Origin of the sequence: Leuconostoc carnosum (assembly GCF_014207505.1) — a bacterium.
Taxonomy (GTDB): Bacteria; Bacillota; Bacilli; order Lactobacillales; family Lactobacillaceae; genus Leuconostoc; species Leuconostoc carnosum.
This window is the reverse complement of sequence record NZ_JACHGL010000006.1, coordinates 62,411-79,495: the sequence shown is the minus strand read 5'-3', so window position 1 is coordinate 79,495 and position 17,085 is coordinate 62,411. Positions and strand designations below refer to the sequence as shown.

Sequence of the window (17,085 nt, the reverse complement as noted above, 5' to 3'; positions counted from 1 at the left end):
AATGTCACAAATTGTTGTTGAGTTACGTCATGTTAATAAAAAATTTAAAAGGAAAAATATACTGAACAATGTCAATTTAAAAATTTATGAGAATCATGTTTATGGTTTTAGTGGTCCCAATGGTGCTGGAAAAACGCTGACATTTAAAACAATATTAGGTTTTATAAAGCCTAACAATGGTGACGTGATAGTTGAAGGAAAATTTATCAGAAAAGAAGTTATGTTTGCTGAAAATATTGGTTTTTCAATTCAAGAATATGGTGTATTAGGAGATAAAACAGCTACAGAAAATTTATCCTTACTCAACATATTAAATAATCAGGTTGAAACAGCTGACATGAATATACAACAACTATTATCATATGTCGGGTTGGATCCTAATAATAAAGATAAGGTTAAGCACTATTCACTTGGTATGAAACAAAGATTATCATTAGCAGTTGCGCTTTTAAATGATAATAAGATTCTTATTTTTGATGAACCTACTAATGCGTTAGATGATTCAGGACAAGATTTTCTTGTCGCGATGATTAACGATTTAAAGCTAAAAGGTAAGACTATTTTGATATCCAGCCACGATAAATATTTTTTGAATAAAATCTCTGACCACATATTTAAATTTAACGAGGGCACTATTGTAGGTGAGCAAATACTATGAAAAAATATCTAGTACTAGTTATATTTTTTTTATTAGTGTTGTTGGTTACAGTTAAGTTGTCTATGCAAAAAAAATATTCTGATTTCGAAATTAATCAGTCCAGTATTAATTTAGCAAATTCAGATTTATCATTAAATAAAAATATTATCTTATTAAAACATTATCAGAAAATAGTTAAGCATGGTGTTGACGAAAATGCTGACTTATATATGGTTAATCTAACTGTCAATGTAAAAAAACCAGAAATGACGTTCCCAGTTGAGTCTTTTCGTCTATATTCTGAAAAAAATGGGCAGCCATACGCACCAAATAATTTTCTTGAGTTTAAAACTAATGGTATAGACGATAGTAAAAAATTGATTGTAGGTACAAATAAAATCGAAATGACGACACCAATTTTAAACAAAGCAACTAAATATTATTTAGTTTTTGTGCAGCATAGTCAGAAAAAATTTGATTTAATTAATATTAATTAATGCATATGTTGAGGTTGTGTTGAAATTTAATTGCGTTAGTTTATGATCATTAAGCCAAGAACAATCTGTTTTTGATACATACTTGTAATGACATCAACGGGGTTTGAAATAACAATTAACACGCCATTGAAGCCTACTTTTTTCAAATCATTACCAACTTGTTGTACTTCAGGTGTGTTCGCTTTTAATTCAGTGAATCGATCACCACCCGGTTTAATTAAGTCAATATGTCCAAGCGCTGAAATGACAAGATCTGCATCTGCCAAATCATTAGCAGTGCCGCATAAACAGTGCCATGATTGCGCAATAGACTCGCAGCATCACGAAAATCCAATTCATCTGCTACGAGCTTGGCTGTGTTTTTATCTACCAAAATTAATTCGTCAGTCAAACCTTGCGCAATAATAATATGGGCGACTGTAGCCCCAACGTGTCCAATACCTACAATACCTATTTTTCTCATGTGAGTACCTTATTAATATATTATGTGTTACAAATTAGTTTATACACATATTTAGACGAAATTAAAACCGTAGTCATGTTTCACGTGAAACATGACTACGGTTTTATAGATTTAAGCTAACTGACAAAGTATTTCAATATTTGTGATTCGTCTAGTGCTTGCTTTTCATCATCACGGACATCAAGTACAATGTTACCAGCATTTAAAATGATCAGGCGATTACCATATTTCAGTGCATCAGCTAAATTATGTGTAATCATGAGTGCTGTTAAATGATGTGTCTCAACTTGATCATTTGTGGCATGCATTAATTGTTCAGATGTTTTAGGATCTAAAGCAGCAGTATGCTCATCTAAAAGGAGCAGTTCTGGTTTGACACGGGTTGCCATTAAAAAGCTCAATGCTTGACGTTGCCCACCTGATAGATCACCAGTTGCTGTATTAAGGTGGCTATCTAAGTTATTACCCATTACTTTAGTGATGTCAGCGTATTGGGTTAATTTGTCTTGAGTCAAACCACGGTTACGCAATGTGCGCTTACTACCGCGTTTTTCAGCGAGCAATAAGTTCTCAGCGACAGTCATTCTTGGAGCAGTACCCATTTTAGGATCTTGGAAAACGCGTGCAAGATAATCTGTGCGTTTGACAGCGGTTTCGTGTGCAATATTTTTATTATGATGTAAAATTTCACCGGATGCAATAGCTAAATTACCGGCAATGGCATTGAATAAAGTTGATTTACCAGCACCATTTGTGCCAAGCACAGTAATAAAATCACCATCGTAAATATCAAAGTTAATTGATTTTAAAATTTGAATGCCATCTCCAACAGTGACAACAACATTTTTGAGAGAAAAAACTGGTTTACTCATGTGTGGTAACACCTTTCTTAATGACTTTGTCGAGTTTGAGGGCATGGCGTAGTTGGGGTAATATCATAGCGACCGCCAAGACAATTGCTGAGATAAGATTGACATCGTTGGTTGAAAAACCAAGTCGTAGGACAACTAAGAGAACTAAGCGATATAAGATAGAGCCGATAATAACAGCTATCAGACGTTCGTTCAATGTTAATTCACCAAAAACAACTTCACCAATAATGATTGAGGCTAAGGCAATAACAATAATACCAATACCCATATTAATATCTGCATAGCCATTGTTTTGAGCGATAACTGCACCACCTAAGGCAATAAGGCCATTGGATAACATTAAGCCCATTATGGTCATACGATCTGTTTGGATACCAATGGATTGCGCCATATTAGGATTATCCCCAGTAGCAATAAATGCTTGTCCTAGTTCGGTTTGCAAAAAGAAAATTAATCCAGCTGTGATAATGACAATGATAACAAATCCTAGAAATACGGAATCAAAATATTTAGGCAGATGTTGCAATATTTTGATTGAAAAAATCGATTTTTGATCCAGCAATGAAATATTGGCTGAACCCATAATTCGTAAATTAATAGATAATGAAGCGGTCATGACTAAAATACCCGCAAGTAAAATAGGAATCTTGCCTTTTGTATAAAGTAAACCAGTAATCAAACCGGCAATTGTTCCAACGAAGAAGGCAGCTAAAGTTGCTGCAAAGGGGTTAATTCCATGTGTAATCATCGTAACCGCTGTTGATGCACCTAGAGGAAAGGAACCTTCAACTGTCATATCTGGGAAGTTTAAAATACGAAATGTTAGGAATAGAGCAACACCAAGGACAGCCCACAGAAGTCCCTGTCCAATACTTGATACAATCATACTCATTTGAATACCTCTCCCTTATTTTCAGCTTCGGTTACCATACTAGTTGGCAGTTTAATACCCAATAACTTCGCTTGTTTTAAGTTAACTGTCATATCGCCATCAGTAATTGTTTTGACGGGGTAGTTAGCGGTGTCTTTACCTTTAAGGACACGGCCAGCCATTACACCAGCTTGGTAACCAATATTATATTGACTGACTGAAATGGTTGCGATACCACCATCTTTAACCATCGTATTGACTGCTGGAATAACAGGTATTTTTTCCTTATTGGTGATGTTAATTAATGTTTTCATGGCACTTGCTACACCATTATCTTGTGGTGCATAGACGACGTCGACGGCATTTGCCATTGTTTCAGCAACTTGTTGCATGTCATTTGTTGTTGAAATGGTATATAGCTTAACGTCATAACCAGCTTTTTTGGCTATTTTTTCCATATTTTTAGCATTGTATTCACCACCATGATCAGATGTTGTATAAATAATGCCTAATTTTTTAGCTTGAGGAGCAACTCTTTTGATTACACCGAGATGTTGTTGTAAGGGTGAATCACCAGAGGTACCTGTCACATTATTGCCAGGACGTTTTGTACTTTTCACTAAACCAGAACCAGCAGGATCAGTAATACCTGCTAGAATGACTGGACTACTACCATCAGCCGTTTTTGCGAGAGACAAGGCAGCAGGTGTTGCAATGCCAACTGCCAAATCAGCATTTTCATTAGTAAACTTTTGTGACATTGTTTTTAAATTGGACTGATCAGCTTGGGCATTTTGATAATCAATTTTAATTTTGTTACCAGAATAACCTTGGGATTTCAAGCCAGCAACGACACCACGATGAATTTCATCAAGTGCTGGATGAGTGACTAATTGTAAGATACCCACAGTTGGAACATATGTTTTGGTACGTGATTGCTGTGTGGGCTTACTCGTGATCACAAAGGCTACCGCTAGAAATGCAATAATAATAGCAATAGTTGATAGAAGGCGTTTATTCATAATATTCTCCACATTTTCTTCAAAATAAAAATTGACCTTGATTAGCCACACAGGGCTTTCCAAGGTCAAAAGAAAAGTCCGCATGGCATATTTCCACACAGACTCAAATGTTGCACAAAATACGTCGATATGGATAAAACGAATGTTTTAAACATCAGCTTTATCCGTTACCGAAAAGCTGACTTTATCGACGCCACCAGGCATTGCTAAATTGTGCTAATGTATTTTGCATAATTATTCTCCGAGTTGTTTGTAAATTAAGAATACTAAGAATTTGATGAGTTGTCAATAGTTTTTTTAAATCAAGTCTTTCAGTAATGTAAAAAATTCTGTCAGTCCATTAGTGGACAGTGAGGTCTAGTTTTTAGGGAAGAATTGGGTTTACCTATAACTGGTTTTGTACTAACACTGAATGTGTATAATATGGACTTATGCCTATTCAATCTAATAAATTCCGTATAGGATCATTTCAGTAAATTCTATTTTAGCGAAAATATTTAAATTAATAGTTTTAATAGCAACTGGAAGTATTTTTGCTATTTTGTTATATGGTGTTGTACGAAATTATTATTCATGGAAAATAATATACATGTTGATCTAAAAGTCAGTATAATTTTTAAGTCTAATATTAATTTTGGAACATACCTGGCTACTTCTTTCTGTTCAACAATTTCTAATTACTGAAGTATTTTATTATTAGTTATTAAATACATGAGAAAAATAAAGAGATAGCACTTGATTAGGCATTGAATATAAATAGATGATAAACTATTATAAAATAGAATTTTGAGCTTACTTAGATAAATGATTGGAATGTGAAAACATGAGTAGTAACGGTCTGATAAATCATATAGAAATTTACGTCAGCGATTTAAATAAAACACGATTATTTTGGGACTTATTACTTTTGGATAATTTAGGTTACAGCATTCACCAGAAGTGGAACACTGGTATTAGCTATATTTTAAATAATACCTACATTGTCTTTGTCCAATCAAATAAAATAACACCCGAATATAATCGGACAAGAGTAGGGCTAAACCACTTAGCTTTTTCTGTAGCAAAAAATAATCAATTAGATAATATACGTTTACAAATGATTAATGCTCACTATATCGAATTATATCCTGAGCGTTATCCTCATGCTGCAAGTTCTGAAAGTTATGCGTTGTATTTTGAAGATCCAGATCGAATCAAAGTGGAATTAGTTAGTACAGAATTATAATTTATCAGGCAAAAAGATTGAGTCAGTTAATTAAGATTCAATTCTTTTTTATTTTTGGTAACTGCTATTATGTTGATTAGTTATTTAAACTACTTATTTAATTTATTTAATGGCTATAGGATTTGTGGTGAATTTAGCTCTCCAATCGTCCATGCCAATAAATGAAATTAACTATTGCTTATTAATATTTATTCTGAGAGATTGACTTTCAGCAACATACCATGTCTATTGTTGTTATGAATATCAATATTATTTCATTTTCGCTTAGAGATGTTGGAGTTATGATACTTTGTGTTTTTGCACGTAGTGTGTTGGAAATTAAGGCGTAGAATGTTGTATACTAGTATCTAGACAAAACATGATTAATATTCCAAAATAGGAGATTTTGAAACATGACAAATGACATTCGTGTCCGCTATGCGCCATCACCAACTGGACATTTACATATTGGTAATGCGCGTACAGCCATTTTTAATTGGCTTTTTGCGCGTCATTATAATGGGCAATTTATTATTCGAATTGAAGATACTGATGCAGCCAGAAATATTGCCGACGGTGAGAAGTCACAGCTAGATAATCTGGCTTGGCTTGGTTTAGATTGGGATGAATCACCTGAAAAGCCAGGTGAATACGGGCCATATCGTCAATCAGAACGTAATGAGCAAGGTATTTATCAAGAATTTATTGACGAGTTATTGGCAAAAGGTTTAGCTTATAAATCTTATAAGACTTCTGAGCAATTGGCACAAGAACGTGCAGCGCAGCAAGCCGCTAAACAAGCACCACATTACGTTTATGAATATAAAGGCTTATCAGATGAAGCGCGTGAGGCTAAGTATGCTGAATTTGAGTCTCAAGGGTTAAAGCCTGTTATTCGTTTTCGTGTACCAGAAGACAAAATCTATGCGTGGGATGATATTGTTAAAGGACATATTGAAATTGGAGGCAAAGAAATTGGTGGCGATTGGGTTATCCAAAAAGCTGATGGCATGCCAACTTACAACTTTGCTGTTGTTGTTGACGATCATTTAATGGCAATCTCGCATGTCTTGCGTGGGGATGACCATGTCTCAAATACACCTAAGCAAATGATGATTTTTGAAGCATTAGGTTGGGATATTCCAAAGTTTGGGCACATGGCATTGATAATTAATGGTGAGACAGGTAAAAAGTTGTCAAAGCGTGATGAAAATGTCTTGCAGTTTGTCGAACAATATAAAGAGTTAGGCTATCAACCACAAGCTATGGTAAACTTCATTGGGTTACTTGGTTGGTCACCCAAAGGTGAAGATGAAATTTTCTCACTTGAAGAATTTAAGCAAATGTTTGATGAAACTCGTCTGTCAAAGGCTAATGCTAAGTTTGATCAGAAAAAATTAGAATGGATTAATAATCAATGGATGCGTCGTGACTTGAATAATGTGATGCCACAACTCATTCAAGAATTAGTCGATGCGGGATTTGTTTCTGAAGCTGAAGCGCAAGAAAAAAATGACTGGTTGACTGAAGTGATTAAAGTCGCTGGTGTCGAAGGTATTTCTTATACGCGAGAGATTGTGGAGTTAGTGCGTCAACCATTCTTTGCGCTAGGTGAACTTACAGAAGAAATGTTGGATTACTTGACATCTGACGATGGGCGTAAAGTATTTTCAGCTTGGGAAAAAGCTTATACTGCATTGCCCGAGACAGCTACTGCCGATGATTACATGAATACAATTCGTGCAATCCAAAATGATCTTGAGATTAAAGGGCGTAATCTATGGAATCCCATCCGTATCGCCACCACACATGAAGTACAAGGACCAAATTTGCCTGAAATGTTGGTCGTTTTGGATAAAGCAACTGTATTACAAACAATGGCTGATGTTAAAACTAAGTATTTGAATTAATTGACAAAGTTTCTATGAAATTAAATTTCATAGAAACTTTTTTTGAGTCACTAATCAGAGTATAGTTATATGCTATTGTGCAAAAAACGATAAATTTCACTTACTTTTTTAGAATTTGTAATTTTAATGATGCAAACCTTTACAATCACTATCAAAACGGGTACAACTTACATGTAAAATAGTTCACATGAAATCGCACGAAGATAAAGGAGTTTGCTCATGAAAGCAGCAATTGTACGTGAAACACCAGATGGTTACGTTGATTTAGTAGATAATTGGGAGCCAAAGCCATTAGCTTTTGGCGAAGCCTTGGTTGATATGGAATATGTTGGCTTATGCCATACAGATTTACATGTAGCTAGTGGTGACTTTGGTAATCCAAATGAAATAGGACAACGTAATGGTAATTTCCGTCGTGTTGTTGGGCATGAAGGTGTTGGGCGTGTATCAAAATTAGCTGAAGGCGCTAGTGATTATTTAAAGATTGGCGATCGTGTTTCAGTCGCTTGGTTCTACGATGCTTGTGGTGTTTGTGACTTTTGTGTTTCAGGTAATGAAACATTTTGCCGTAAAGTTCGTAATTCTGGCTATACAGTTGATGGTGCGATGTCACAACAAGTTGTTGTTAATGCCCAGTATGCCGTTAAAGTACCAGATGGCTTAGACCCTGTTGAGGCAACATCTATCACATGTGCTGGTGTCACAATGTATAAGTCACTTAAAGTTGGTGAAACAAAGCCTGGTCAATGGGTTTCAGTTCATGGTGCTGGTGGTTTAGGTAATTTGGCTGTGCAATATGCTCATAACGTCTTTGGTGCACACGTAGCTGTCATTGATGGGAATGATGACAAGTTAGCAGCTGCTAAGGCTAATGGTGCTGAAGTGTTGATTAATCGTAAAAAGGTAGCTGATGTTGCTGAAGAGGTACAAAAAGCAACTGGTGGTGCCCACACTGCACAAGTAACTGCTGTGAATGCAGCAGCATTTAACCAAGCTGTTAACTCACTTCGCCCAATGGGAAAGTTAGTAGCTGTCGCTTTGCCACAAGGTGATATGGCTTTGAATATTGCTAAGACAGTTTTGGATGGCATTGAAGTACGTGGTTCATTAGTTGGTACACGTGCTGATTTGAAGGAAGCTTTCCAATTTGGTGCTGAAGGTAAGGTTAAGCCTATTGTTGAAAAAGTTAACTTTAACGATATGAATGAAGTAATTGATGAAATGAAGGCTGGTAGTATTACAGGCCGTAAAGTATTTGATTTCACAACACTCTAATATGATTTAATAAATATTAAAAAACAGCAGATTGGCTTAAAGCTTGTCTGCTGTTTTTATGAATAAAATGTACTTTGATTTCTAATTTTGAGTTTAACATGAGCTTTGGTGACCTGAGAAGCGAGTTTGTGTTAGAATTGGGTAACAAATACAGTGGAGGAAATATGTTGCTTGGTTGCTTTAGTTTAAGGACCAGCGATCCTGCGACGTAATAAAAAAATGCCATACTTTACACAACAATTGTTTAATGGTCAGCGTGACCGTATTCTACGTGTCGTAGATGCTGCTAGTCAGGATCAAATAACGGCGGGATTTATTCATATTTTTGATGAGCGACGTGCTTTTGATTTTGATTTTGCCTTGGAATTAACTGAAGGCAATATCACGAAAGCAGAGTTTGACGAGGCTGGTGAAGCTAATAATACGTTTAGTATTAATTTTATGCCTATTGCCAACGAAAACGAAGAAATTCCCAACGAAGTATTTGAAGAATGGGCTGGGTTAATCAGCCGTGACTATGCGCTCGTACCAAATGTACATATTAATATGTATCAACAAGCTTTAAAACCAGAAATTGAGACAATTGATAAAGAGATATTTGAAGAACGGTTACTAGAACTTGTGACACGTATTCTGGGTTCATCGGTTGTGGGTTTCGAAGAGAAAGAATTGACTTTGTTTCCGAGTTATTTGGTACAGGAGCAAGAAAATAAGCCAGATAAACAAGGACCATCAACACAAATTATTTTGCCAGATTAATAAAATGGTTGTTTGATTGACAAATGTTAATAACTGTCTTAAAATTAACTCATGTTAATAAATCAGTGAAGCGAAGAGTAGGCAGGGCGCAGAAAACAAGTGAGTCAGGGTAGTGGAAACTGACATGATGCAATGTGTTGAAGATGAGCGTGGAAGAGATCAATAGTGAAAGCTATTTATTCGGTTAGTACCGTTATCAACTAAGAGTATGATGATTGGAATGCTTATCTCAATTATCGTTGAATTTGGGTGGTACCACGTCTTTACGTCCCTGTTAATTTGATAATTAACAGGGCTTTTTTATTAGTTTAACAATATTGAAAGGAAACGTGTTTCGTACAGATGTCCCTCAGTACCAGATTCATTCGGAACTGACTAAATCAATTCATGCCAGACACATTAAAGAATATGACAAATAAACATCTCGTTTTGCAAACTGATTTTGGGCTACAAGATGGTGCCGTGAGCTCCATGCATGGCGTCGCCTATGGTGTTTCAAATGACATTATTGTGAGTGATTTAACACATGGTATTGCACCATTTAATATTTTTGAGGGGTCGTTTCGTTTGTTTCAAACCTTTAGTTATTGGCAAGCAGGGACAGTTTTTGTCTCAGTGGTTGATCCAGGTGTTGGCTCTAAACGGTTATCAATCGTCGCTAAAACAATCAGTGGACAGTACATTGTAACACCGGATAATGGCACATTATCTCATTTATTGTCACATCACTTGATTGAAAGTGCACGTGTGATTAATGAAACGACACAACGTTTGCCAGGATCAGAAAAATCATCTACTTTCCATGGTCGTGATATCTATGCCTTTAATGGGGCACAATTAGCGAGTGGGAAGACTCATTATGATGATTATGGACAAACATTAGCACCAGATGATTTGGTTAAACTGCCAATCCAGCCAGGTCGTTATCAAGAAAATACGGCTGGCCAGCCACAGTTGGTTGGTAATATAGATATTACTGATGTCAACTTTGGCTCACTCTGGTCAAATATACCATTAAATGAGTTTGAAAAATTGCAGTTGTCGTACGGTGATGTATTGCGTGTACAAATTAAAAATCAAGGTCATATGTTGTTTGATGAGTTATTACCTTATGTACACACTTTCAATGACGTTAATCCAGGTGAAGCACTAATTTATATTAATTCTGTTTATACGGTGGCTTTGGGTGTACACACTGGTAGTTTTGAGCAAAGCTACCATGTGGGGGCTGGGCCAGATTGGCAAGTTACACTCACCAAAACAGTACAGAAAGTAGGAGAAGACAATGAATAACAGAAAGAAATCAAATGGTTTTTCAGTACGTTCAGTAGTTGCAACAGGTATTGGGGCTGCCGTATTTTTTGTACTGATGAAGTTTATATCAATTCCAACTGGTATTTCAAATACAAACATTAACGTTGCTGAAGGTTGGTTAGCATTAATTGCTGGTTTATTTGGTCCAGTCGTGGGTCTTTTGGTAGGGTTCATTGGCCACACATTAAATGATGCCGTGACTTATGGCTCACCATGGTGGTCATGGGTTATTGCTGACGCGTTATTTGGCTTCTTACTTGGTCTCAGCAGACGGTTCTTATTATTAGAGTATGGTGATTTAACAGCTAAAAAATTAATCCAATTCAATATCTGGCAAGTTGTTGTTAATATATTTGTTTGGGTTGTGGTAGCACCAGTTGGAGATATTTTAATTTATAAAGAAGCAGCACAAAAAGTATTTTTACAAGGCGCGGTGACAGCTGTGGTTAATATTGTGTCAGTGGCTGTGATTGGTTCGCTACTTTTGGTGGCCTACGTGAAATCACGTCCCAAAAAGAGTAGCCTTCGCAGTGAATAACTCAGCAAGCAGGTTCTAATCCTGCGTACATATAGAAAGTCAAGGAAACATCATGACAGCGCCGTTAATCGATTTTAAACATGTGACATTCAAATATCATGCACAAGCAGAACCAACATTACACGACTTAAGTTTCCAGATTTATCCCGGTGAAAAAGTCTTGATTGCAGGTGCTTCTGGGTCGGGGAAAACAACACTATTACGTCTATTGAATGGCTTAATACCACAAGCTTATCCTGGTGATGTATCTGGATCATTAACTTTAAATGGTCAAGATATATTGGATCAGTCACTGTTTGATTTATCATTACAAGCAGGGACTGTTTTACAAGATTCTGATGCTCAATTTGTTGGTCTAACAGTAGCGGAAGATATTGCTTTTGCTTTAGAAAATGATCATCAACCAGTGGGTAAAATTAAAACAGCTGTGTCCAAGTGGGCTAAACGATTTGGCTTGGGAGAACGCTTAGATCTGTCTCCACAGGCGTTATCTGGTGGTCAAAAACAGCGTACAGCTATGGCTGGTGTATTGGTTGATGACGGTAAATTATTATTGTTTGATGAACCACTAGCTAGTTTAGATCCAGCAGCAGGCGCTGCGGCTATGGCAATGATTGATAAGTTACAAACAGAACGTGATTTAACAGTTGTGATTATTGAACATCGTATTGAGGAGGTGCTCAATGCAAATGTTGACCGTGTGATTGTGATGTCACAGGGACGTATTGTGGCTAATGGGACACCAACAAAAATCATTCAGTCTGGTATTCTCTCTCAAAACGGGTTAGATGAACCACTATACATTCAATTATTGCGACGCGCGCAAATTGATATCACGGCAATACCGCGCATATCGGATGTTAAGGCGGTCGATGTTAGCCAGCATAAATTGGCCATTGAGCAGCTCAAACAAACAGTCAAACGAGACCGCCATTTAACGCCACAGCTAATCATTGAAGACTTAGATTTTAGTTATGAGAGGAGCCAACCATTATTTAAACAATTTCACACAGTGATCAATCAAGGTGAAATTTTAGGTATTGTTGGTAAAAATGGTTCTGGTAAAACGACATTATCACATTTATTAACTGGTTTTTTAACACCAGATTCTGGCGATATTTTGCTGGATGGGACATCCGTGTTACAGCAGTCAATTAAGGAACGTGCTGATCATATTGGTTATGTGTTACAAAATCCCAATCACATGATTACGAAAACCACAGTTTTTGAAGAAGTGGCTAGTGGTTTGATTTTACGACATGTCTCAGAAGATGAAATTGAGGCACGTGTTCGTCGCGTTTTGAAGTTAATTGATTTAGATAGCATGCGACATTGGCCAATATCGGCATTAAGTTTTGGACAAAAAAAACGATTGACCATTGCTTCAGTACTTGTTTTATCACCTGAAATTTTGATTTTAGACGAGCCTACCGCGGGTCAAGATGCGACACATACAGCTAATTTACTCAAGTTTTTATCGCGTATCAATCATAATGAACAGACAACGATTATTATCATTACACATGATATGCATTTACTTGCTAATTTTGTTCAACGGACATTGGTGATTGTTAATGGTCAGTTAATTGGTGATACGACACCGGCAGAATTACTTGCCAATGAGCAGTTAGTTGAAATGGCAAGTTTATGTACGACAAGTATTTACCAATTGGCGGCACGGTTAGATATCTCTCATCCAGAAGAGTTAAATGCTGCAATTGTAACTGAACCAGTCTGGAATCCGTAATGAATTATGATAGCTATTAATTTCAGCAACTGCTATGGGGAATAATGTGAAACAATGAATAATTTATTTGGATATAAGAAGAGAAACACTTGGCTAAATCACACAACAGGTACGTCGAAACTGGTTGGTTTTTTGTTACTGACGACGATGGGGATGATATCATATGATACACGTTTCTTGTTTGCTCTTGGGTTATTTGCAGTGATTTTAATGCAAACGGCACAAATAAAATATCGTGAGTATGCTGTCATGCTGAAATTAGTGTTAATTTTTGCAGTGATTAATTTAGTGATGATCGCTGTTTTGGCACCTCAATATGGTACTCAATTATATGGTACACGCCATGTGGTTTTTGGTAGTGGCTATTGGTCGATTACCCAAGAACAACTGTTTTATGAATTTAATCTGTTGCTTAAATATCTCTTTTCACTGCCTTTGGCGATTATTCTTTTATTTACCACTAACCCAAGCGAATTTTCAGCTGGATTAAACAAAATTGGGGTGCCATACAAAATTGCTTACGCGTTCTCGATTACCTTACGCTATATTCCTGATGTTCAAAGTGATTATCATACGATTAATTTGGCACAGCAGGCACGTGGTTATGAAATTTCTAAAAAAGCATCATTGAAAAACCGCGCCAAAGGTGCTGTGCAAATTATTTTGCCATTGGTATTCACGAGCTTAGATCGTATTGAAACAATCAGCCAAGCGATGGAGTTACGCCGTTTTGGTCGGCAGAAACAACGCTCTTGGTACCAAGAGCAGTCGTTTTCAATACGCGATGTCTGCATGTTTATTGGTTCATTAATCATCGTCGGCATTGGTGTGGCACTTTTGATTCATAATGGTGGTCGGCTATATAATCCCTTCAAGTAAAGGAGAATGGATACTGGTATTGTTGCTAATGACTATCAGTGTGCTTGATGTAATATGATAAAATCGATTGTTCAATGGCAACAAGAGGCAGAAGCTTACCAACCGGAATTAGTTCAGGATTTGTTACAATTCTTAGCTATTCCATCGGTATTAGATCCCGTAACTGCAACATTACAGCACCCATTTGGAGCTGGTATTGAAATGGCTTTGGCTTATTTAGTAGATATAGCAACTAGAGATGGCTTCACTGTCGAGCGTGTAGCAGATAATATGGTTGTGGTCGTTGATTATGGTCCAAGTGATGCCAGCGAAACAGTCGGTGTGTTATCTCACGTAGATGTTGTCCCAGGGAATGCGGCATCATGGCGTACAACGTTACCTTTTAGTCCTAAAATTATTGGTAATAGAATCTACGCACGCGGTGCTCACGATATGAAGGTCGATCTATTGGCAAGTTATTATGCACTACGTCAATTAAGAGATAGCGGCTTTTGGCCACGACGTAAAATTCGTTTAATTTTTGGTAGTGATGAAGAGTCAGATTGGCGTGACATGAAAACCTATCTTGAACAAATCGGCGAGCCAACACTTGGATTTTCACCTGATGGCACGTTTCCTGTTGTCCCTGGAGAAAAGGGTGTACAAACAATTGTGATCAAATTTCAAGGTAATCAAATGTATAATACAACATACATGCAGCTGATTAGCTTCGAATCTGGGAATCGTGATAACGTCGTACCGGGTGTAGCAAAAGCTATTGTACGTTTACCCGATGGCGCAGATATCAATAAGTTTTTGGCACAATATGAAGCCTATCTAACTAATTTACCAGTGATTACGGGTATTGGACAGTACGATGATGGTCATATTTCATTAACGTTATACGGTAAATCAGTTCATGGTGCCTATCCTGAAGATGGCCTCAATGCAGGTACTTATTTGGCACATTTCTTAGATCAATTTGAATTTACGGATCAAGCGCATGCATTTATTGAATTTTTGGGAAATGGTAACCATCAAAATGTTTTTGGAGAAAAGTTGGGATTAGTGTTTCATGATGATATCATGGGTGATTTAACCATGAATATTGGCCAGATGAATTATTATCACAGTGCAAATAGTGATATTCGCATTCAATTTCGTTTCCCAATTGGGATCACAGAAACGGCTATTTTGACTCAAGTACAGCGGCATATCGGTGGGTTAAAGGCTAGAATTTTTAAAGAAGCTCAGTTTGGTAACCAGCCACATATGGTGGACTTAAAAGATCCTATTGTCAATGTGTTAGAAGAAATTTACGCTGAGCATACGCACACACAAAAAACGTATAAAATTTCCAACGGTGGTTCCTATGCACGGTTATTAAAACGAGGTGTGGCATTTGGTGGTCAATTTCCTGACGTGGAGATTACTAGTCATCAACCTGATGAGTATGCTTTACTAGATCATATTCCAAAGACACAGGCTATTTTTGCACACGCATTGCATGACATATCAAAATAAACTGTGATGAGGTTCAGTAAGTATGAGGTCCGTGTCAAACGTATTATGATCGTACCAGGTGGAAAATTTTGCGAAGTACTTGAAATTACTAGTAGTTTTGTAGTATCATTAATAACTGTGAATGCATAAAATTGCATGCACTCCTTGCAGCTTAGGCTGCCAGAGACCAAAAGGAGGAAATAAAACATGGCTATATCATACGAATTGACTTATATCGTTCGCCCAGATTTGGATTCAGATGCAAAAAAGACGCTTGTAGAGCGTTTTGATGGTATCTTATCTGACAATGGCGCAACAATTGTTAAGTCAGCTGACTGGGCAACTCGTCGTTTTGCTTATGAAGTTGCTGGATACCGCGAAGGCTTGTATCACGTAATTACTTTTACTGCAGAAGACGATGCTGCTATCAACGAATTTGATCGTTTGGCAAAGATTTCACAAGACATCTTGCGTCACATGATCGTTAAGCGCGACGCAGAATAATTCTGAAATTCCACTGGTGAAGGAGCTTTTAATATGATTAATCGAGTAGTATTGATTGGGCGATTGACCCGTGACGTGGAATTGCGCTATACGCAATCAGGTACAGCTGTTGGGACATTTAGTCTTGCAGTTAACCGCCAATTTACTAACCAAGCTGGTGAGCGGGAAGCTGACTTTATTAACGCTGTTATCTGGCGTAAAGCAGCTGAAAATTTCTCGAATTTTACTGGTAAAGGTGCTTTGGTAGCCGTTGAAGGCCGATTGCAAACAAGAAATTATGAAAATAATCAAGGTCAACGTGTTTACGTTACCGAAGTTGTTGTAGATAATTTCTCATTGCTTGAATCACGCGCTGAAAGTGAGAAACGTCGTTCACAAAACGGCTCATCAACACCATCTAACAATGGTGGCAACTTTGGTGCACCAAGTGATAATTCATTTAGTGGTGTTGATCCATTTGCAAGTGCGAACCAAAATTCAAACTCACAATCGACAGCAACGACACAAAATGATGCACCTAACCCATTTGCGGCTAGTGGCAATACAGAAATTGATATATCAGATGATGATTTACCATTCTAAAAATATAAATTAAACATTAAGAAAGGAGCTTTAATCATGTCAGAACAAAACTCACGTCCACAAAACTCAGAACGTCCACAACGTTCACGTCGCCCACAAGGCGGTCCACGTCGTCGTCGTAAGGTTGACTTTATTGCAGCTAACCACATCGACTACATCGACTACAAGAACACTGAATTGTTGGAACGCTTCATTTCAGAACGCGGCAAGATTTTGCCACGTCGTGTGACTGGTACTTCAGCAAAGAACCAACGTAAAGTTACTGCAGCTATCAAGCGTGCACGTATCATGGCTTTGCTACCATTCGTTACAGAAGACTAATTAATATCAATTACCTTTGGAAACTTAGGTAATTATAAAAAACCTCCAAGATTGGATTTTAATCCAGCCTTGGGGGTTTTATCGTCAATAAAGCAAGTTTGTAATTTTTAGCAAACTTCGGTCGCAAAGTATTGACTGTTTTGTTTATTTTGGAAAATCATAACTGTGGTAAAATAGAGTATACATTTATTTTTGTGTTTGATGTTTT

General features: G+C 37.0%; 17 protein-coding genes and 1 pseudogene. 14 read left to right on the top strand and 4 right to left on the bottom strand.

Features of this window, described 5'->3' with window-relative positions; translation table 11 throughout:
• Position 1 precedes the first annotated feature (1 nt).
• Both HNQ98_RS07420 and HNQ98_RS07415 read left to right on the top strand, forming a co-directional pair.
• Complete coding sequence (locus tag HNQ98_RS07420) at positions 2-658, top strand: ATP-binding cassette domain-containing protein (RefSeq protein WP_135197870.1); 657 nt, start codon at positions 2-4, stop codon at positions 656-658.
• On the top strand, positions 655-1,134 hold the full coding sequence (locus tag HNQ98_RS07415) for a hypothetical protein (RefSeq protein ID WP_135197869.1): 480 nt from the start codon (positions 655-657) through the stop codon (positions 1,132-1,134). Before HNQ98_RS07420 ends, HNQ98_RS07415 begins: the two co-directional genes overlap by 4 nt.
• A gap of 68 nt (positions 1,135-1,202) precedes the next feature.
• Here HNQ98_RS07415 and HNQ98_RS07410 read toward each other — a convergent pair.
• The 4 genes and pseudogenes from HNQ98_RS07410 to trpX all read right to left on the bottom strand — a co-directional run.
• A pseudogene (locus HNQ98_RS07410) lies at positions 1,203-1,597 on the bottom strand (lactate/malate family dehydrogenase); the annotation flags it as partial.
• Between the two features lie 116 nt (positions 1,598-1,713).
• Entirely contained in the window at positions 1,714-2,469 is a 756-nt protein-coding gene (locus tag HNQ98_RS07405; RefSeq protein ID WP_135197868.1) for an ABC transporter ATP-binding protein, read from the bottom strand.
• A complete protein-coding gene (locus HNQ98_RS07400) occupies positions 2,462-3,361 on the bottom strand; it encodes an ABC transporter permease (RefSeq protein WP_135197867.1) in 900 nt (299 codons plus the stop codon). The genes HNQ98_RS07405 and HNQ98_RS07400 overlap by 8 nt, the downstream gene beginning before the upstream one ends.
• The gene (gene trpX / locus HNQ98_RS07395; protein WP_135197866.1) at positions 3,358-4,362 is read right to left on the bottom strand and encodes a tryptophan ABC transporter substrate-binding protein; all 1,005 of its coding nucleotides are present in this window, start codon (positions 4,360-4,362) and stop codon (positions 3,358-3,360) included. The genes HNQ98_RS07400 and trpX overlap by 4 nt, the downstream gene beginning before the upstream one ends.
• Positions 4,363-5,185: 823 nt before the next feature.
• On the opposite strand from trpX, the gene HNQ98_RS07390 reads away from it, so the two are divergent.
• The 12 genes from HNQ98_RS07390 to rpsR all read left to right on the top strand — a co-directional run bounded on the left by HNQ98_RS07390 (position 5,186) and on the right by rpsR (position 16,877).
• A complete protein-coding gene (locus HNQ98_RS07390; RefSeq protein ID WP_135197865.1) occupies positions 5,186-5,587 on the top strand; it encodes a VOC family protein in 402 nt (133 codons plus the stop codon).
• Positions 5,588-5,979: 392 nt separating this feature from the next.
• On the top strand, positions 5,980-7,476 hold the full coding sequence (gene gltX, locus HNQ98_RS07385) for a glutamate--tRNA ligase (protein ID WP_135197864.1): 1,497 nt from the start codon (positions 5,980-5,982) through the stop codon (positions 7,474-7,476).
• A gap of 219 nt (positions 7,477-7,695) precedes the next feature.
• Positions 7,696-8,751, top strand: a complete 1,056-nt coding sequence (gene adhP / locus HNQ98_RS07380; protein ID WP_014974964.1) for an alcohol dehydrogenase AdhP — start codon at positions 7,696-7,698, stop codon at positions 8,749-8,751.
• A gap of 219 nt (positions 8,752-8,970) precedes the next feature.
• Positions 8,971-9,510 carry a hypothetical protein gene (locus HNQ98_RS07375; RefSeq protein WP_014974963.1) on the top strand — a complete coding sequence of 180 codons (540 nt, stop codon included), beginning with the start codon at positions 8,971-8,973 and terminating at the stop codon, positions 9,508-9,510.
• A 408-nt stretch (positions 9,511-9,918) separates the two neighbouring features.
• On the top strand, positions 9,919-10,803 hold the full coding sequence (locus tag HNQ98_RS07370) for an SAM hydrolase/SAM-dependent halogenase family protein (RefSeq protein WP_041773237.1): 885 nt from the start codon (positions 9,919-9,921) through the stop codon (positions 10,801-10,803).
• A complete protein-coding gene (locus HNQ98_RS07365) occupies positions 10,796-11,362 on the top strand; it encodes an ECF-type riboflavin transporter substrate-binding protein (protein WP_014974961.1) in 567 nt (188 codons plus the stop codon). Before HNQ98_RS07370 ends, HNQ98_RS07365 begins: the two co-directional genes overlap by 8 nt.
• Positions 11,363-11,414: 52 nt before the next feature.
• On the top strand, positions 11,415-13,109 hold the full coding sequence (locus HNQ98_RS07360) for an ABC transporter ATP-binding protein (RefSeq protein WP_135197863.1): 1,695 nt from the start codon (positions 11,415-11,417) through the stop codon (positions 13,107-13,109).
• A 54-nt stretch (positions 13,110-13,163) separates the two neighbouring features.
• Complete coding sequence (locus tag HNQ98_RS07355) at positions 13,164-13,988, top strand: energy-coupling factor transporter transmembrane component T family protein (protein WP_135197862.1); 825 nt, start codon at positions 13,164-13,166, stop codon at positions 13,986-13,988.
• Between the two features lie 54 nt (positions 13,989-14,042).
• Positions 14,043-15,491, top strand: coding sequence for a Sapep family Mn(2+)-dependent dipeptidase (locus HNQ98_RS07350; protein ID WP_135197861.1), 1,449 nt, complete (start codon positions 14,043-14,045; stop codon positions 15,489-15,491).
• A 186-nt stretch (positions 15,492-15,677) separates the two neighbouring features.
• Complete coding sequence (gene rpsF / locus HNQ98_RS07345; protein WP_014974957.1) at positions 15,678-15,974, top strand: 30S ribosomal protein S6; 297 nt, start codon at positions 15,678-15,680, stop codon at positions 15,972-15,974.
• Positions 15,975-16,007: 33 nt separating this feature from the next.
• Positions 16,008-16,556 carry a single-stranded DNA-binding protein gene (ssb, locus tag HNQ98_RS07340; RefSeq protein ID WP_014974956.1) on the top strand — a complete coding sequence of 183 codons (549 nt, stop codon included), beginning with the start codon at positions 16,008-16,010 and terminating at the stop codon, positions 16,554-16,556.
• A 36-nt stretch (positions 16,557-16,592) separates the two neighbouring features.
• Positions 16,593-16,877 carry a 30S ribosomal protein S18 gene (gene rpsR / locus HNQ98_RS07335; RefSeq protein WP_014974955.1) on the top strand — a complete coding sequence of 95 codons (285 nt, stop codon included), beginning with the start codon at positions 16,593-16,595 and terminating at the stop codon, positions 16,875-16,877.
• The last annotated feature ends 208 nt before the right edge of the window (positions 16,878-17,085 follow it).

Coding starts and splice junctions, on each gene's coding strand:
- HNQ98_RS07420 (WP_135197870.1), top strand. CDS start 2: ATGTCACAAATTGTTGTTGAGTTACGTCATGTTAATAAAAAATTTAAA.
- HNQ98_RS07415 (WP_135197869.1), top strand. CDS start 655: ATGAAAAAATATCTAGTACTAGTTATATTTTTTTTATTAGTGTTGTTG.
- HNQ98_RS07405 (WP_135197868.1), bottom strand. CDS start 2,469: ATGAGTAAACCAGTTTTTTCTCTCAAAAATGTTGTTGTCACTGTTGGA.
- HNQ98_RS07400 (WP_135197867.1), bottom strand. CDS start 3,361: ATGAGTATGATTGTATCAAGTATTGGACAGGGACTTCTGTGGGCTGTC.
- trpX (WP_135197866.1), bottom strand. CDS start 4,362: ATGAATAAACGCCTTCTATCAACTATTGCTATTATTATTGCATTTCTA.
- HNQ98_RS07390 (WP_135197865.1), top strand. CDS start 5,186: ATGAGTAGTAACGGTCTGATAAATCATATAGAAATTTACGTCAGCGAT.
- gltX (WP_135197864.1), top strand. CDS start 5,980: ATGACAAATGACATTCGTGTCCGCTATGCGCCATCACCAACTGGACAT.
- adhP (WP_014974964.1), top strand. CDS start 7,696: ATGAAAGCAGCAATTGTACGTGAAACACCAGATGGTTACGTTGATTTA.
- HNQ98_RS07375 (WP_014974963.1), top strand. CDS start 8,971: ATGCCATACTTTACACAACAATTGTTTAATGGTCAGCGTGACCGTATT.
- HNQ98_RS07370 (WP_041773237.1), top strand. CDS start 9,919: ATGACAAATAAACATCTCGTTTTGCAAACTGATTTTGGGCTACAAGAT.
- HNQ98_RS07365 (WP_014974961.1), top strand. CDS start 10,796: ATGAATAACAGAAAGAAATCAAATGGTTTTTCAGTACGTTCAGTAGTT.
- HNQ98_RS07360 (WP_135197863.1), top strand. CDS start 11,415: ATGACAGCGCCGTTAATCGATTTTAAACATGTGACATTCAAATATCAT.
- HNQ98_RS07355 (WP_135197862.1), top strand. CDS start 13,164: ATGAATAATTTATTTGGATATAAGAAGAGAAACACTTGGCTAAATCAC.
- HNQ98_RS07350 (WP_135197861.1), top strand. CDS start 14,043: ATGATAAAATCGATTGTTCAATGGCAACAAGAGGCAGAAGCTTACCAA.
- rpsF (WP_014974957.1), top strand. CDS start 15,678: ATGGCTATATCATACGAATTGACTTATATCGTTCGCCCAGATTTGGAT.
- ssb (WP_014974956.1), top strand. CDS start 16,008: ATGATTAATCGAGTAGTATTGATTGGGCGATTGACCCGTGACGTGGAA.
- rpsR (WP_014974955.1), top strand. CDS start 16,593: ATGTCAGAACAAAACTCACGTCCACAAAACTCAGAACGTCCACAACGT.